5 protein-coding genes are annotated in these 17723 nt (G+C 61.3%); 2 read left to right on the top strand and 3 right to left on the bottom strand.

Translation table 11 applies throughout. The features are described from left to right. Positions 1–334: 334 nt before the first annotated feature. From OKA05_RS17975 to OKA05_RS17965, 3 genes are all read right to left on the bottom strand, one after another. Positions 335–5809 (bottom strand): discoidin domain-containing protein, encoded by a 5475-nt coding sequence (locus OKA05_RS17975; protein WP_264488564.1) that lies wholly within the window; start codon positions 5807–5809, stop codon positions 335–337. A gap of 122 nt (positions 5810–5931) precedes the next feature. Then, entirely contained in the window at positions 5932–9516 is a 3585-nt protein-coding gene (locus OKA05_RS17970; protein ID WP_264488563.1) for a beta strand repeat-containing protein, read from the bottom strand. A gap of 325 nt (positions 9517–9841) precedes the next feature. After that, positions 9842–14335, bottom strand: a complete 4494-nt coding sequence (locus OKA05_RS17965; RefSeq protein ID WP_264488562.1) for a beta strand repeat-containing protein — start codon at positions 14333–14335, stop codon at positions 9842–9844. A 247-nt stretch (positions 14336–14582) separates the two neighbouring features. Here OKA05_RS17965 and OKA05_RS17960 point away from each other — a divergent pair, with 247 nt between their 5' ends. Together OKA05_RS17960 and OKA05_RS17955 are read left to right on the top strand one after the other, a co-directional pair. Beyond that, positions 14583–15701 carry a substrate-binding domain-containing protein gene (locus OKA05_RS17960; RefSeq protein ID WP_264488561.1) on the top strand — a complete coding sequence of 373 codons (1119 nt, stop codon included), beginning with the start codon at positions 14583–14585 and terminating at the stop codon, positions 15699–15701. A gap of 146 nt (positions 15702–15847) precedes the next feature. Next, complete coding sequence (locus tag OKA05_RS17955; RefSeq protein WP_264488560.1) at positions 15848–17635, top strand: MFS transporter; 1788 nt, start codon at positions 15848–15850, stop codon at positions 17633–17635. Positions 17636–17723: the final 88 nt, after the last annotated feature.

Below are 17723 nucleotides of genomic sequence, written 5' to 3'. Positions count from 1 at the left end.
AGCCCTACACCGACCCGCTCGGAGGTCGCGGAGAGGATCCAAGGCCGGACCTCGGCAGATTGCCGCGCATAAATGATGCGCAGTTGGCGGCAATCGGTGCGGCTTTGCATGCAGGCTCCCCCGCCCCGCAAAGTGCCGCCATTACCGCCACCGCAGACTCGCGATCCAACCCGGACCGGGAGGCTTCCTGAAGAATCCGCCCATGGTTCGAGTCTTCGCAATAGGGGCCGAGGAAACAAAAACAGTCGGGCGAGACGTCCGTCCAATCGACCGGACCAAGATGGTCCAGCTACATCTTCGGACAGACTCTGATCCCGTCCGGACCGCGCGGCGCTCAGGGGCTGGTGATTTTCACACGGGAGAAACATTTCCCCGGATCCTCCAGCCCGATGGGAATGAAACTATGGTACTCGTAGCCAGCCGGCGGATTCGGCAGACCCGTCGTTATGGGCTCCATCTCCTCCATGGGCTCTTCCCACCCGGTGAGATCGGCGGAACATTCCACCTGATAGGTGATGCCTCCGATCTCCGCGGTCATCGAGTGATCCGGCATTTCGGTGAAAACCGCGCCTGCCAGCGCAGAGAGAGTGAAGATAAACGGCGGTCCGCCATTTGCTCCGAACGGCACGAGCTGAAAAACGCCCCGGTCGCCCGTTGAAAGAGGATCGCCCCCAAAGGCGAACTCCAAGAGATTTTCCTGACCATCGCTATCGGGATCTGCGTCCATGGCATCGTTCAGAGCCGATAAGCCCATTTCTCCCGCCCACACCGAGTATCCAGTCTGAGGGGCAAAGACCTGCACCTCGGCCAGACACAGTTGGGCGTCATTGGGGTCGGACACATTCGTGGCAGCGGTGTGCTCCAAGCGGACAATCTGACCCGTCACTGCTGTCGTTAAATCGATCACCACCGGCCGGGCCGGGACGGCGTTTCCGGAAACCGCGATGCGGCGCAGTTCCTGACGGTTTGCATCATAGATCACGAGATCCACGTTGCGGTCGCGGGTCGACGCCGGATCGCGCCACCAGACCTTGACCTGGCCAATCGACTTCGGGGCCAGCATGTCCACCTCCCACCATCCGAGTGACCCGTTGGCGGTGCAGGAAACGGAATTGTGGTTCCAGTCGCCATCGGTATTGCCATCGATCGCACGACTCGCGACCTGCGGCGGACCGGACACGGAGTAGGTGGTGGATTGGATGGCTGTTCCGCCGATAGCAAGATTCGTGGGCGGATTGATCACGGCGATGGCTCCGCCCACATCGAACATGGAGAACTCGCGGATTGCCGGGGTGTTGGACGCCGCTGTGACGAGCAGTCGGATCTGGGTGACTTCCACTTCGGCGAAGTCAATTTCACGGCTGGCACCGATGACGGTGCCACTGTGGAGATCGGTCCAGGTGCCGCCGTTCAGATACTGGATTTTGAAACCCGTGACGCGATTGCCATTCTCCGCGAGCGTCACCCGGTTGACCTTTGAGCTCCGTGAGAAGGTGGCTTGGAGCCATACGCCCGCGGTTCCCGAGGATGGCCGCCAATAGGTGTCCGGCGAGCCGTCCATCGCGCGGGATGCCTGAATGTCCCTCCCCCATTGCAGGGCACCTTCCACGTAGTTGTCGCCCCAGCTACCCGGGTTGGAATTTGACGACGCCGACGCCGCGGCTGTCATGGCGAGATTGGCATCCGCATGAACGGTGAAGGAGCGAATCGAGACCGCTGCCGTGGCGGTGTCGATCAGCAGACGCACCCGGGTGCTGCGGACATTCGGGAACACCTTGCGCAAGGACGATCCGATCGTGGTGCCGGACGCAACGTCATTCCACGTGCCGCTCACGTCGATCTGCAGGCGGAAGGAGGTGATGGCATTCTCCGCCTCCTTGAGGTCGACCCGGTTGAGCTCCAACTCGCGGCCAAGATCCACCATCAGCCAGGAACCGCTGTCGCCGGACGAGGTCCACGCGGTGGAATCATCGCCATCGACGGCGTTCGCGGCCGTGTTTGAGCCTTGGACCGAAGAAGCCGTGGCAACCATGCCGCGGGCCCTGTCGATGGGGCCGGCGAGCGGTACTGCGCCGGACGCCGGAAGCAGCAGGTAGGGAACCTTGCCGGGAGTGGAAAGGGTCACCGTGCCATTGAGCACCGGCAGGCGGTCAATGAACGTGCGGCCGGATTCGGTGAGTTCATAGCGGTCCACACGGGTGACAGCGCTCCAGGCGAGAGGCAGCGTCCAAGCGCGACCATAGGAACCGCCGACGCTGTAAACGTGGATCTTCATCGCGCCGTCCGGCGCGGGCAGGAAGCGGTCGGCGCCGTCGGCCATGGTCACGTTGCCCTGCACGAGGGTGAAGTTGCCGGTCGCCTTGTTCACCGTCGCGAACATGTCGCTGCCCCAGCGCACCTGGTACTTCGCGCTGTCGCTGGTGTACTCCATGGCCGGATAGCGGCGCATGTGGGCGTTCATCATCGTGAGGAGGTAGGTATCCTCCATCATCACGTTCCCCATCCAGTTGTTCCCGCCAAAGATGTTTCCGCTGCGGAACTCCTGCGAGATCTTGCCGCCGAACATCATGTAATAGGGATCGCTGAACTCGCTGGTGGATCCGCTGGTGAACTGCCACATCAGCTTGCCCGCGGTGACGAAGTCGTCGATGTGGCTGATGCTGTTGTTGCGATACTTGCACTGGAGCATGCCATTCCGGAAAAGACTCGGCTGGTAACCCTCGGTGGTGGTGGAGGTGCCACGGTCACGGAAGGTCTTCACGATCATCGCCTTCGCATACTGTTCCTCCAGGCCGTTGCCATTGTGGAGGGCGCTCGGGTGATCCCACATCTGATCCAGGTAAACCACCAGAGGCGACGGTGCGAAGCGATCCAGGAAATCATTGATGCGCGAGGTCTGCGAGCCCCGCTGGAGATCCAGGAAGTGCGAGATGTCGAAGAAGGTCTGCCCAGTGTAGTTGTATTGCCCGAGTTTGTTGCCGCTGGCGTCCTTGGCCATGATGCTTTCATCGTAATGCTGGCATTCCAGTGCTGATAGATCCTGGTTGAGGTGGAACGACAGGTCGCCATTGTAGCGGGCGGACTCGGCGCGTGCCTTGTCATAGCCGGCGCGTCCGCCACCGCCCGGATTGACCACCTGGTCCCAGTCCGACCACATCCAGTCGTGTCCGCGGTAGGTCCATCCGGCGCATGCGATGGCCTGCGGCACGCCCTCCGTCTGGTAGTAGGTCTTCCGCATCTGCGAAGCGTAAAGCGGATAGGAGGTATCGACCGTGCTGTAGGTCGTATTGCTGAGATAGCCGACGGAACTCTGCTGCCAAGCGCCGCCACGCGCGTAGTGGTCGGCAAGCGCAGGCAGCATCGGCGGCAGCTGTTCCCTCACCCACACCGCACCGTCCTGCCAATCGACGGTGCCATTGCCATTCGAGTCGCCGGAGATGCAGGTCTTGCTCTCGAACCAGATGCCGGGCTTGATGTCCTTGATCCGATAGTTGTAGTCGCGATCGTAAATAGCGGCGCACTTAGCCCCGGCGATGGTGCCCACCTGGACCGTGAACGGATAGTCGAAAAGGTTGTTGGAACCCGTGCCCACGACCTCGGAAGTGCCGACGAAACACCAGGTGGAATCCCACGAGCCTGTGGCCAGATTGCTCACCGCACCGAAGGTATCACCCGCCATGTCCCCGCTGTAGTTCGCGTAGAGATCGGGATTCACGTTTCTAACAAATGCCGCATTGGCACCCGCCTGGTTGATATCCGCGCGCAGCACTGGCGTCCCCAGGTTGATCGTTTGGACAGCGGGTTCGCCGGTACCGGTGATCGCGGTGATGCTGCGGGTGACCACCGTGCCGTCCACCACGAATCGGTAGGAAATGTCGATGTCGAAGCCCGGCACGCGGAGGGTATACAGCGCCTCGTTGCCGGATTGGGAGAATGCCGTGACTGAGGCGGCGTGGGTGGTGCCGTTGATCCGCACCACGTGGGCTGCGGTGGCGTCGCCGGCCTCGAGGACAGCCCCGTTCGACTTCAGGCGGTAGCGGATGACCTGGGGAAAGGTCGGATCGAGCGACACGGCCAGCTCGCCGGTTTCCAGCGACGGCAGAGGCACCTCGGCTACCACCACATCAATGAAGCCGGGATTTTGCACCAGTTGGAAGGTGTAGCCTGCCACGGCGGTGGTGATGAGGCGAAATGCGGAAAACCCAGTGCCGCCAATGGGACTCGGGCAGGCAATCAAATGATAAGTTCCCGCCCCGTTGAGACCGCCCGAAACCTCGACGCCGATCGACCCCGCACTTCCGTTTGCGGTGATGGAGGAGCATTGCAAAGGCACGTAGGCGGCGCTGCCGACGGCAATCTTCAGCGTGGCGGTATCGGCGGCCGAAGCACCCACATTCAGACTGCCGGTGGTGACCGCGGCATTGGCGCCTATTTCCAGCCCTCCGTTGTCACCCAGAGTTACGACGCCGGCGGATTGACCGGCAGAAGCGAAGGCGAAGCTGCCGTCGGTGACCGTCAGGGGAAAGCCGGCAGGCAGTGATCCGCTGAGCGAAAGGGTGCCGCCGTTCACCTGGATGGGCCCGGTGAAGGTGCAGGCCCCCGCAAGGGACAGAGTGCCTTCTCCGGATTTCGCGAGACCGCCGTCGATCGCTGCAGTGCCGCCGTGCAGCAGCGGTTGGGCAAGGGTGATAATGAATCCGTTGCTATCGATCTTCGCGCCGCCCTCCTTGATATTGGCGCTGCCGAGCCCGCTCATGAAAGTGGCGTTGCTCTGGCGGGCCTGGAGTTTGCCGCCATCGAAGTTGACTTCGGACTTCTGCACCGTCACCTCGCGATAGAGCCGGTTTGTCTTCCACGTGCCGCCATTCAGACTGAGGGTGCCGCCATCGGTCGCAGTGAGGTCCGCTCCCCAACCGAAACGAGTCTGGTGGGAATCCACAAACGCGCTGCCGCTGACATTGACCGTGGTTTGGGAGCGCCCTCCGATGGAGAAGGTGACCGAACCATTGCCGGGAGAAAGGGTGAAGCTGCCCCCGCTGAAGCCTAGCGTGGTGGTCACGCCGCTTCCCGTGCCCATGCCGGTATAAATGTGGTTGCCCGTGCTCACGGTCACGCTGCCGCCGCTCTGGTTCCAGGTAGCGGTCGATCCATTGGCGTTTCCAATGTTCAGCTCCCCGCCAGAGATAGCCAGCGAGCCGGTGGCGATGTTCAAGGTGCCCGTCTCGGTGTTGGCGTTACCAACAGTAATCCCGCCACCGGTCGACGTGTAAATTCCACCTGCCAGGTTGAAGGCCGCATTGTTCGCGGTGGGGCCGCTGATGATTGTCCCACGGCTGAGGGTTCCACCCGTAGCCAGCTCCAGTGTTCCTTGGGTCACAGCGAGGGGGCCGGTGATCGTGTTCGCACTCTTGAGCGTTAGCTTTCCCGCCCCGTTCTTGGTGACCGCCGTGTTGCCGGCAAGGACCGAGGAAATGGTAACATCGGCATCGGCGGTGAGCGCCGGAGCAGCACCGCCCAGCGTCAGGATATTTCCTGTGATCGTGTATCCGCCGGCTGCAAACGTCAGCCGGTTCGCCGTGATCCCGGTTGTCAGGCTGACCGTCCCGACACCGGCGGCTCCGAACACTGCTTGATCCGGTGTGGCGTTGTTCCAAATGGTCCCACCACTCCAATTGGCGGTAGCGGTGTCCCAGTCCGAGTTGACCGCCGCATTCCATGACAGGGAAGCGGCGTGGACGGATGATTCGGAAATCAAAGCCAGCGCGAGCAGAATGGGGCGGATGGAATGAGCACGAAGCGTCTGATGCATGGTATCGGATATCGGAATTAAAAAAGATTGGGCGGATGGCGCAGACCTCTCATGCGCCATCCGCCGGTGACGGCACCGCCAGTGGCAGTACCGTCGCGGATTGCCCCCCTCGACTGGGGCAATCAAGGCTTGGTCGCGTGGAAACGGCCGAAGAGTTTGCCGTTCACCGCGTTGGAAACCGGAATTGAAATGGTCATGTCATCCGGGGCATCAGCGTTTTCGTTCACCAATACCGGAGCGATGTCCGTCCAGTCGATCAGGTTGGCGCTCCATTGGCCGGTCTGGGTGGTATCGGTCTCCGAGTCGTCGCTACGCTTGTAGCTGAGCACCAGATTCGATCCGACGGTCGCGTGGGTCGGCAGGAACGACGTGCTGGAAACCCGCGGGTCACCACCGATGATGTATTCGATCAGATTGGAAATGCCGTCATGGTCGGGATCGCCCCCGGCGGTGGTGTCGCTCAAGCCCGCGAAGCTGTCGGCCCATGAGGTGTAGCCGGAGGCCGGCCCGACCGTGAGGATACCCGTGGACTCAGTGAAGGTCCACTTCTTGCCGGCGCTGTTCATGGTCCAGACATCGGAGGCCTGGGTGAAGCCGTTCACCGCGAAGCTGGCGCTGAAGGTCTCCGTGAGGGTCCCTACATTGACCAAGGTCCACGAATTTCCATCCGTGGTATTCGCGCCGGTGAGATCGAGGGCGAAACTTCCGTCCAAGGTCGCAGCGCCAGAGCCCGAGAGTTGGTTGGTGACTCCGTTCGCTCCGATTTTAAAGGCGAGCGTGCCAGTGCTGGCCAAAACCAAGGTACCATCGCTCACGGTGGTGTTGCCCGTGTAGGTGTTGGCTCCACTGAGCGTTTGCGCGCCAGTGCCCGCTTTGGTCAGGCCGCCGGTGCCGGAAATCACCCCGGCGAAATCAGCGGAGTTGGCACTCGAGATGGTCAGCAGTTTGCCCTCCGTGCTGATGGTGTTGGTCGCAGCTCCGGTCAGGTCACCCATGACAAGCGGGTTGCCGAGTCCACCCGAGCGCAAATTCGCGGTCCCCGACATGACGACGGAATTCGCGATCCCTCCGAACGCGTTGACGTGGGCGGTTGCGATCGTGCCTTGGGTGAGGGCCACCGTGCCGGTGAAGGTATTGTTCCCCCCGAAATACAATTGGCCTGTTCCAAGTGCGCGGAGCGTAAGCGTCCCCACATTGCCGGACACGACCGAGGTGAAGTCGTACTTTCCGAAGTATGCGCCGCCAATGCCATTGTAGTTGGCTTGGACGGTAGTCGGCTTGTTCAGTTGGAGCGAGCTCCCAGAGAATGAGGAATTTTGAATGGCTAGCTCCAAGGTGGTGGTTCCGGTGCCCTGGTTGGAGACGATGATATCGTTCTGGACGGGTGTGCCGGTTTTATTGGCAGTCGTTGAGAGCGTCGTGTCGCTGGTTCCCGTGCTGGCATCATTTAGGGTAATGCTGCCGGCGGAAAGGGCGCTATCCGAAGTCGTTCGCAGGATTCCGGTGCTGAGCACGGTGCCCCCGCCATAGGTGTTAGTGCCTGAAAGGGTCAATTCGCCCGAGCCGCTCTTCACCATTCCCTGCGTGCCGGCGAGCGGTGCTGAAATCGTGGCGGTGTTGTTGGCTACCATGACGGTAGGCGTCCCACCCGCCAACGTCAGAACGCCGCCATCTGAAGCATTCAGTGTCCAACTGATAGGCTGCGTATTGCCGAAGGTGATGCCTCCCACGGTTCGATTGCCATCGAGGATGACCGTTGCATCGGCACTCTGCGGAAAAGCGCTGAAGTCGACGGGAACACCACTGCCATCCGGAATCACGTTGTTCAGCCACTTCACTGCTTCCGACCAATTCCCATCCGCATCCACGTTCCAGGTCGGAGTTGTGACCGTCTGGTAGACCGTCGTGACCACCGGGCTGTTCGCCTGTCCGGCCTTGGTGGCATAAGCCTTGAGCGTTATGGTCGAATTGTTGGGCACCGAAATGCCGGAAAGCGGACTGGCACCGGTGAGGACAGTCCCCGAAGTGGTGGGATCCGTGCCGTCATTCGTATAGCGGATGGTCGATCCGCTGTCCGAGGTGATGGTCACCGATTGTGCTCCGACATATCCACCACCGGGTGGATTGAAAGTCGGCGGGCTCACAAAATTCACCACCTTGATCGTGCCGTCGACCAACAGATTCGAAGTATCCCAGGACAACCCGGAAGACAATGCTGGCAGACTGAAGCCGGTGAAGGCGGAATTATAGGCCCCTGCGACAAACAGCGGGAAGGTGTCGCCAATTCCCAGCGCATCTCCCGATGCAGTTACCGTGAGCATCCCGCCGTAGTTGACGGTAGTCAGCCCCTCGACCTTGTCGTTGGTGAGCACCGCGCCCGCCTTGTTGATTTCGAAGTTGGCATTGCCAGCCAGAGTGAGGATGGCACCGCCGGTGAGGGTTCCGATCCCGGAGTTGCCCGGAGAGAGGGTGGCACCGGAGACCGTGGAAATCGAACCGTTGATGGTGCCGGTGCCGTCAAGCGTGCCACCCGACGCGACCGCGACCGCGGAACCGGCGGCGAGGCTCCCGTTGACCCGCAGCGTGCCGCCATTGACGGTCGTCGTACCAGTGTAGGTGTTGGCCCCGGAAAGGTTCTGGGTGCCGCTGCCCGATTTGGTGAGGCCGCCGCTGCCGGAAATCACGCCGGCGAACTCTGCCGAGTTCGCACTGGAGATGGTCAGGAGCTGGCTGCCTTTGTCGATGGTATTGGTGGCCGCGCCGGTCAGGTCGCCGATGACCAGCGGGTTGCCAAAGGCTCCCGAACGCAAATTCGCGGAACCCGACATGACGACGGAATTCGCGCTGCCGCCGAACGCGTTGGCACCTCCTACCGCCACAGTGCCCTGGGTAAGGGCCACCGTGCCGGTGAAGGTGTTGTTGCCGCCGAAATACAACTGCCCGGTTCCCACGGCCCGGAGCGTGAGTGTTCCCACATTGCCGGACACGACCGTGGAGAAGTCGTATTTTCCGAAGTAAGCGCCACCGCCGCCATTGAAGTTGGCTTGGACGGTGACCGCCCTGTTCAACTGGTGGCCTGCTCCCCCGAACTGTGCGTTCTGGGCGGTTAGCTCCAAGGTCGTCGTGCCGGTCCCTTGGTTGGCGACGATGATGTTGTTTGGAGCCGGAACGGCACCCGTATTGGCACTCGTAGTGAGGGTCGTGTTGCTCGATCCGGTGTTGGCATCGTTCAACGTGATGCTGCCGGATGCCAGCGCGTTGTTCGCGGCGACTTTGATCGTCCCGGCGCTGAGCGTGGTCCCGCCGGTGAAGGTGTTGGCACCACTTAGCGTCACTTGGCCGCTGCCGCTCTTCACCAGACCGGCCGAGCCTGCGAGGACTGAGGAAATCGTGGCGTCCACATTGGCTTGGATCGTGGGCGTAGCACCCGCCAGGGTCAGCGTGTTTCCGGCCACCGTGTAGCCGGCGTTGTCAAAGGTCAGCTTGTTCGCCGTGATCGCTGTGGTGAGCGTCACGGTTCCGATACCGGTGGCAGCGAAGGTGGCCTGGTCCGGCGCGGCATTGCTCCAGGTCGATCCGGTCCAGTTCGCGGTGCTGGTGTCCCAGTTTGAATTGACGCCGGCAGACCAAGTCAGGGCTGCAGCGTGGAGAGTGAGTGGCGGACTGGCGAGAATCAGTCCGGCAATGGCGACGTTTCGTGATTTCATCGAGGTCTTTGGGAGTCGGTTTTTTTCTCGGGGTGACAAACGGGACCGTTGATGGATGAGACAAGGCCGATGCCAGCTCCCTCTAACGAGTCCGCCCTTTCCCAGATTGAGAAGCAACTTGGTCCAATGAGACGCCGGATGCACGACAAGCCCATTTCGATTCTGGGGGATTCAATTTAGATTTTGACACCCCCCTGATGCCTCCCGCGGCTCAAGAGCATCGCCCCCCGATCGAGCCTCCCAACGCCACCTCTCCACGCAAAAGGAGGCCGCCGATCTCGCGATCGACGGCCTCCGGACCTCGGACCCGGGAAATCGGATTGGACTACGGCTGCGTGACGTGGAGTCGGCCGAACAGCTTGCCGTTCGCCGCATTGGAAACCGGAATCGAGATGGTCATGTCGTCCGGGGCACCACCGTTCTCGTTCACCAATACCGGGGTGATGTCCGCCCAGTTGTTCAGGTTGGTGCTCCATTGGCCGATCTGGGTGGTATCGGTTTCCGAGTCGTCGCTACGCTTGTAGCTGAGCACCAGATTCGATCCGACGGTCGCATAGGTCGGCAGGAACGACGTGCTGGAAACCCGTGGATCACCGCCGATGACATATTCCAGCAGGTTGGAGATCCCGTCTTTGTCCGGATCCCCTTGCGGGGTTTTGTCAGTGAGACCGTCGAAGCTGTCGGCCCAAGTGGCAAAGCCTCCGGTTTTGACGATCCTGATCTCGCCCGGAGTGGCCGTGTTCAATGCGTATCCGCTCGGAATCCCGGTGACCGCCGGTAGCGTGCCTGCCAGTGAGCCGTAAGTGGCAATGACGTAGCTGGCAGCCGTTGGAGTGCCGAGGGTGCTGACCGTGATCGCCGCGCCCGGGCTGACTGTTAGAGCGCCGGTCACAATGACCTTGTCTCCCTCAGTGGTATCGAGCTGGCAGAGGTAGGTGCCAGCGAGTGTCGCGGATCCGACGGTTAGCGTGCCGGCACCTGCCGTGCCCGGCGCCACCACCGCCCCGCTGTCAATGGTGGTGCTGCCGCCAATGCTGCCGCTGCCGCCCACGGTGGCACCGGACGCAACAATCACCACCGAGCCGGAGGCGAGGCTGCCGGTAACGAGCAGGGTCCCTTGGTTCACCGCGGTAGCGCCGGTGTAGTTATTGACCGCACCCAGCGTCGCGATTCCAGCACCGGTCTTGGTGAGGCCGCCAACGGTATTGCTCACGGCAATGGTGACGTCTAGATCGCTAACCGGATCGGCGCCGCGAGTCACGTCCAGCACCACCGATCTGCCATTCATGTTCATTCCGTTAGAAGCACCGCCGGAAACCGCGTTCTTGTTGCCGCCGTTGGTTTTGAATGTCCAATCGCCTTGGGCCACCCAATTGGTGCTCCCGCCCGTGATGTTGACGGTGCCCCCACCCGTGGCTCCGAAGTTGTAAGTCACGGCTCCGAAGTCGTAGCGGTAGGGTGCCCCGATCTCGAAGATCTTCACGGTGGAACCATTGTTGATATCGATCTGTCCGCCGCTGTAGGTGAGGAATCCGGGCGTGGCGAACTCCAAGGTGCCTCCATTGACGGTGGTGCCCCCGGTGTAGGTGTTGGCTCTCGACAGCCTTAGTGTTCCCGCACCGGCTTTGGTCAATCCGTTAGAGCCTGCCACCGTTGCCTCGATGGTGGTGGATTGGTTGTTCACGGTGATGACCGGTGCATTCGCACCATTGTCCAGCGTGAGCGGACCGCCGCTTCCAGAAGCCAGAGTCCAGCCAGAGCTATCCGTTGTATCACCGAATACCAGCGAGCCGATCGTGCGGGATCCATCCAAGTTCACCGTCATGTTACCCGAAAGTGCCAGGGTGCTGAAGTCCGCGGGGACACCGCTGCCGGTGGCCACCACCTCGCTTAGCCAATTCAGCGGTTCAGTCCATGATCCCGAGTTCTCGTAGGTCCACGTCGGGGTGGTCACGGTTCTGTAGATCGCCTCCACCACCGGACTATCCGTCTTGCCCGCCTTGGTGGCATAGGCAGTGAGAGTCGTGGTGGCATCGGCCGGAATCGTGACCGTGACCGGGCTTGCAGCCGGCGCTTGGTTCACCCCATTGATCGCCAAGCGGATGGTAGCACCGCTCTCCGAAGTAATCGTCACCGGCTGCTCACCGATATATCCTCCCGGCAGCAGGCTGAAATACGGTGTGGCGGCAAAGCTCACGGTCGAAACCCTGATCGTGCCATCAACCGAGAGCTGGGTGGTGTCCCAGAAACGTCCGGCAGGCAGGCTGGGCAAGTCAAACGAGGCGAAAGATCCGCCGAAGCTGCCGCTCGGAATGAAAAGTTGGAACGTGTCATTGACCGCCAGGGCTGCTCCCGTGGCGGTAACCTTGAGGGTGCCTCCGTAGGTGATACTTTGGAATCCACTCAAGGTGTCTTGCGTGAGCGTTGATCCCGACTTGTGGATTTCGAAGTTCGAGGTTCCGGCAAGGATCAAGTTACCGAAGGATTCGAGGGTTCCGATCCCGCCGATGCCCGGGGACAAAGTGGCATTCGCGCCAACGGTCAAGGTTCCCAGCAAGACTCCATCACCTTGGAGGGTCTGGCCACTTGCCAGGGTGAATCCGGTGGCGGCATCCAACGTCCCCTCGCTCGCAACCGTGATGGTAGGTGATGCCGAAATCGAACCACCCGTACCCAGCGTGAGCGTTCCTTCGGTGATCCGGGTGGGGCCGGTGAAGGTGCTGGACCCTGTCAGGGTGAGATTTCCGCTGCCTTTCTTGACCAGGCCGCCGTCGGTGCCCGCCGCTCCGCCATGGAGCAGTGGCTGGGCGATCGTGATCCCATTGTCCTGCGTATCGATGATCCCGCCGGCCTCAAGCAGGCTGGCACTGGTTAGCCCCTGCATGAAGGTGGTGCTGCTTGCGGTGGCGCGAAGGGTGCCGCCGTTGATACGGAGGGTGGCATCACCGGCGCCGGACGGGCGAGCGACCGAGGCCGTCGCGAGGACGCCACTCGTGCCGCCATCGTTGATGCTGGTGCCGCCACTGAAGGTGCTGCCATCTCCCAGGTTCAGAACCCGGGAGGCGGGCGTCGCAATGTTGGTGGAGTGGCCGAAGCGGAAGTACGAATTGAGAGTCACTACGGCTGAGTCGCTGATGGTGGCCGTGGAGTTGCTCCGCATGCCTAGCTGGATGCCCGCGGCAGTAAATGTTCCACCCGTGAAGCTCAGGTTCCCCGTCTGGTTGCCAAAGTTCGACGTGTAGAGGAAATTGGCAGCTCCCGTGAGGTTCACATCGCCACCCGTCTGGGAATAGCTGGTTGCTGAGCCCGTCACGTCCTGCGAACCGATGGCCGGGTTGGTGGTACAATTCGCGTTCCAAGCCCCACCGGCCACCGAAACCGAACCTCCTAAATCGGCCGTGAATGTTCCGGATGCGACCGTGCCACCTGCGACATGGAAAGAGCCGCCGCTGGCGGCGAGGGTGGCCATTGAGTTGGTGCCGTCGGACTTGAAAGTCCCGGCGCTGATATTGGTGGTGCCCGTGTAGGTGTTGGTACCTTTTAGGGTCAGCGTGCCAGAGCCGGTCTTGCTGATACCGGCGGTCGTGGTCAAGCTGGTGCCATCAAGTGTGGCATCCACCTTTGCGTTGATGGTGGGCTGCGCGCCTGAGCTGGCGAGAGTCAGCACCTCACCGAGTCCGGGGTTGCCGGTGATGATCCACGCATGTTTGGTGGAGTTCAGATCGTCGAAGGTCAGGTTGCGCAGCGTCTTCGATCCGTCGAGGGTGACGGCGGCATCTGCGGATAGACCGAGGGTTCCGAAGTCCGCGGCGAGGTCGGTGCCGTTAGGGATAAAGTTCCCAAACCAATTAGTGGCGGTGGCCCACGAGCCACCCGCAACATTGGTCCAGGTCCCGGTGCCTTGAACGGTGGTGAAGGCTTTGGTGACCACGGCGCTGTTTGCCTTGCCGCCGATGGCGGTCATGGCCTTGAGAGTGACCGTGGACGGCACGGCGACATTCACGATCAGCGGGCTGGCCCCGGAGGACGAGGACGTGGTCGGATCATTGCCATCCATGGTGTAGTAAATGGTCGCGCCGCTCTCGGAGGTGAGCGTGACCGGCAGGGTCGCACCGTAGGCGACATAGGTTCCCGCATCCGGACTGAAGGCAGCCGCCTGGGTGACTCCGGGGATTCCCAGGTCGCGCACTTGGAGCGCGTTCATCTGGGGAATCGAGCCGCCCGTGGCGGTCACCGTGAACGCCTGGGTCGCTGCATCCGCCGTGAAGGTGCCAATGGTGTATTGGCCCGCGCCACCGGCACTGGTTGGTGTGGTGAACGCCAGCGAGACGCTGTTGCCCCCGACGCTGGAGAGGGTTTCGCTACGGGTCGAGCCCCGCGCGTCTCCCACCCAGAACTGCACCGCGTATTGGTGACCCGCGATCAGATTGTTGAGGGTAACGGTGTTGGTGCCGACATTACCGCTGACGCTGTTATTGAAGGCCGAGCCGACCAGCATGCCCTTGTAGCTGGAGGACAAGCTATTGAATGGATTGCTTCCCGAATTGAACGCGCCGGTGTTCACATTCCCCCACTGGGTGAGGGTCAGATTGGTGCCCACCGTGGTGTTCGAGCTGATGCCGGTAAAGGTCACGCCGTTCACCGTCCTAGTGGAGTTGGCCCAATTGTAGGCATACAGGAACGTACCTGTGGTAGACACGTCCGCATCCCCCGCAACGGTAACTGGAGTGGCGAAGTTGATGCTTGCCGCCCAAGCGGCGGGTGCCTGCGCCAGCAACGGCAGCAGGGCAATGAAGCGATTGGACGACCTGAATTTCATGGCTTTTAATTTCGGGGATTTGAGAACAGGAGGGATGCGGATTGCTGGATGCTGTAGGTCAGCAACGCCAGTGGCTCCCACGTTGAGGAATGGGGCTAACCCCGTGAGGTCCTTGATGCACGACAAGCCTGTTTCGATTCCGGGGGTTTCACTTTCGTTTTTGGCACCCCCTGCGGTTGACCCCTTGCGCTGAGCTGGCTAGGGAATACCGGGACAGTCACCGGTGAAGGCGAAGCGAGTACTGCTGATGTTGGGCTATTACGTGAGGGAGGTGCACCACGGCGTGGTGGCTTATGCCCATGAAGCCGGATGGGTATTGGATGGGAGCATGGCCCACTTCGGAAGAGTGCCGGCGGATTGGCATGGGGACGGCATCATCGCCTTCAGCGCCAACCGCGCGGATATTCTCGACAAGATCCAGAACGAGAACGTCCCCACAGTGGACATGTTCAATGGCCCCGGGATGCCCGGCTTACCACGGGTCTGGATTGACAATGAAGCGATCGGGCGGATGGCTGGCGACTATCTGGTATCGCGTGGCTTCCAGGAGATCGGCTATTTTTACTACGATCCGGAAGTCGCCAATCCGCTCAACGAGACGGAGCGCTCCGCCGGACTGCGACAGGGGGTCCAAGCGGCCGGGCGGCGATTCCATTCGGTCACCTTCGATCAATGCGTGGCCCAAATCCGCAAGCTGCCCCGCCCCCTGGCCCTGATGGCCCAGAATGATGTGGTGGGTGATTGGCTCATCCACAAATTACGCGAGGAAGGTCTGCGGGTGCCACAGGATGTCGCGGTGATCGGCGTGGACACCGACGAACTCTACCGCGCCTTTTCGCCGGTTCCGCAAACGAGTGTGGATAGCAACATGGAATATCAGGGCTACGCGGCAGCCAAGCTCTTGGACCACCTCCTCCAGGGCAACTCGCCGCCCGCCTCCCCGGTCATGATCCAACCCGTCCGGGTGGTGGAACGCAAATCGACCAGTCTCTTGTCGAGCGGACATGGTGCTACCAACAAGGCGCTCGCCTTCATGCAGGAGCGATACGCCGAACCGATCACCGTCAACACGATCGCCAGGCACGCGGGACTGAGCCGCTATCACCTCAACGAGCACTTCCAGCAGCATGTCGGTGAGCCCATCAGCCGCCATCTCCTCAGAATCCGCTTGGATCATGCGCGTGAAGGTCTGGCAGATGCCGATGAAAAAATAGAGAACCTGGCATTCGCGCTCGGCTTCAAATCCGCGGCTTACTTCTGCACGGTCTTCCGTCAGGAGACGGGCCTGACGCCGGCCGAGTTCCGCCATCGAGCACGGATCCGCGAGCGGCGACCCGGCCGCAAAAACGGGTCGTCCCGGCACTAAAACGGCGGGTAAAGGGCGGCTCTTTTTGAATCCGGTCTTTGATCCATGGCCAGAGGGGGTGCCAAAAGCGAAAGAGAAACCCCGGAAACCGAAACAGTATTATCGTTCTTCGGCTCCCGCATGGCTGTATTCCCCTTCCCTCCTCCATGAACCAGGAAATCCCTGTGGCAGACCTGCCCAAGCAGAACGGCTATTTGATCTTTCTCATCCTGATTTCGGGAATGGGCGGCCTGCTCGCGGGGATCGACTACGGCATCATCGCGGGGGCCCTGCTCTACGTGGACAAAACCATCCCCATGTCCGAAGTCCAGCAGGGCATCATGGTTTCCATCTACGTCGGCGGGGGCGTGATTGCCTCGCTGTTTGCCGGTGCCCTGGCGGATTGGCTCGGCCGCAAGAAAATGATGGTCGCCGGCGGAGTCATTTTCATCACCAGCATCCTGCTGATTTATGTGGCTTCCGGCTTTGCCGCATTGCTGGTCGGTCGGATCCTCATGGGGCTCTCGGGTGGGGTGATCTGCGTGGTGGTTCCCCTTTATATGGCGGAGTGCCTGCCGTCCCAAGTGCGCGGCCGGGGCACCTCGGCCTTCCAGTTCATGATGACACTCGGGTTCGTCCTGGCCGCGTGGATTGCCGGTCACTTTGCCGGAGTGCATGATGCGGCCGTCGCGGCCGCGAAGTCGGATCCTGAGTTGATCTTCGCCGCCGACAATGACGCGTGGCGCAACATGTTTCTCGTCGCCTCCATCCCGGGCGTGCTTTTCAGCGCCGGTGCGCTTTTCCTCACGGAGTCCCCGCGCTGGTTGTTCCTGCGCAAGCGCGAGGACCAGGCCCTCGCGGTGCTGCGGATGTCCCGCACCGAAGGCCAAGCGGCACTCGAGCTGCAGGAAATGAAGGACCACGGGACCAAGAAAAATGCCGACGGCACCCATGCGGCCACGGATTCCCTTCTCCAACGGAAGTACGTCGTCCCCTTCACTCTCGCATGCATCATCCTGGCCTGCACCCAGGCCACCGGCATCGGCTCCATCCTTTCTTACGCCGGAAAAATCCTCCAGGGTGCCGGACTCAGCGAGGCCCAAGCCACCACCAAGCTCCAGATCATCACCGGCATCAACTGCGTCGTCACCCTGCTGGGAGCCTTCCTCGTGGACAAGCTAGGCCGCAAGATCCTCCTTTCTGTCGCCACCGGAGGAATTGTCCTCTCTCTTCTCGCCGCCGGCTTGCTCTACCACCGTTTCGAATCGCAGCGAGTCGATGTGTCCCGCCAGGTCGAAGCCTGCATCTCCGCAGATGGGCGCACGCTTTCGGCCGATTTGAATGATGCCGCCTTCAGCGCACTCGGGGGCGGCATTCCCGCTCAACTCAGTGTCCTCTATGCCTACGACGACGGCCATGGCTACCGGCGTCAGGGGATCTCCACCGCTTTCTCAAACGCCAAGGAGGAAAACGATCGCCGCATCATCATCGAGCCGCTGACGGAAAAGAAATGGGCCACGGTGGACGGCAAGAAGACCGAAGAAGTCAAAACCAAGGATCTCGGCAAGATCTCCATTCTGAGAGCTAAGTTCGGCCCCATCCCCGAGGGATCCACCGGCCTGTGGATTACCATCGCCCTTTGCTCCTTCATCGCCTTCTTCGCCGTCGGCCCCGGGGTTTGCGTTTGGCTCGCCCTCACGGAACTCATGCCGACACGCATCCGATCGCTGGGGATGGGCGTCGCGATGCTCCTGAACACCGGCGTGCAGTTTCTCAGCGCATTCTTTTTTCCCACCGTGGTCGGCAACCATGGCTTCTCCGCCATGTTCTTCATCTGGTGCGGCTGCACGGTGATCTACTTCATCACCGCGGCTTTCTTCCTGCCGGAAACCAAAGGAAAAACCCTGGAGGAAATCGAGGATCACTTCGCAGGAGCAAAGCCGGCGGCGAAATAGCCATTGATGCCATTCCGGCGAGGCGAGGCTCGGGAGGGGGTGCCAAAAACGAAAGGTAAACCCCGGAAATCGAAACCTGTTTGTGGTG

Source organism: Luteolibacter arcticus (assembly GCF_025950235.1).
GTDB classification, from domain to species: Bacteria; Verrucomicrobiota; Verrucomicrobiia; order Verrucomicrobiales; family Akkermansiaceae; genus Haloferula; species Haloferula arctica.
Note: the sequence above shows the minus strand (reverse complement) of the source record. Positions and strands in the feature narration are given on the sequence as shown.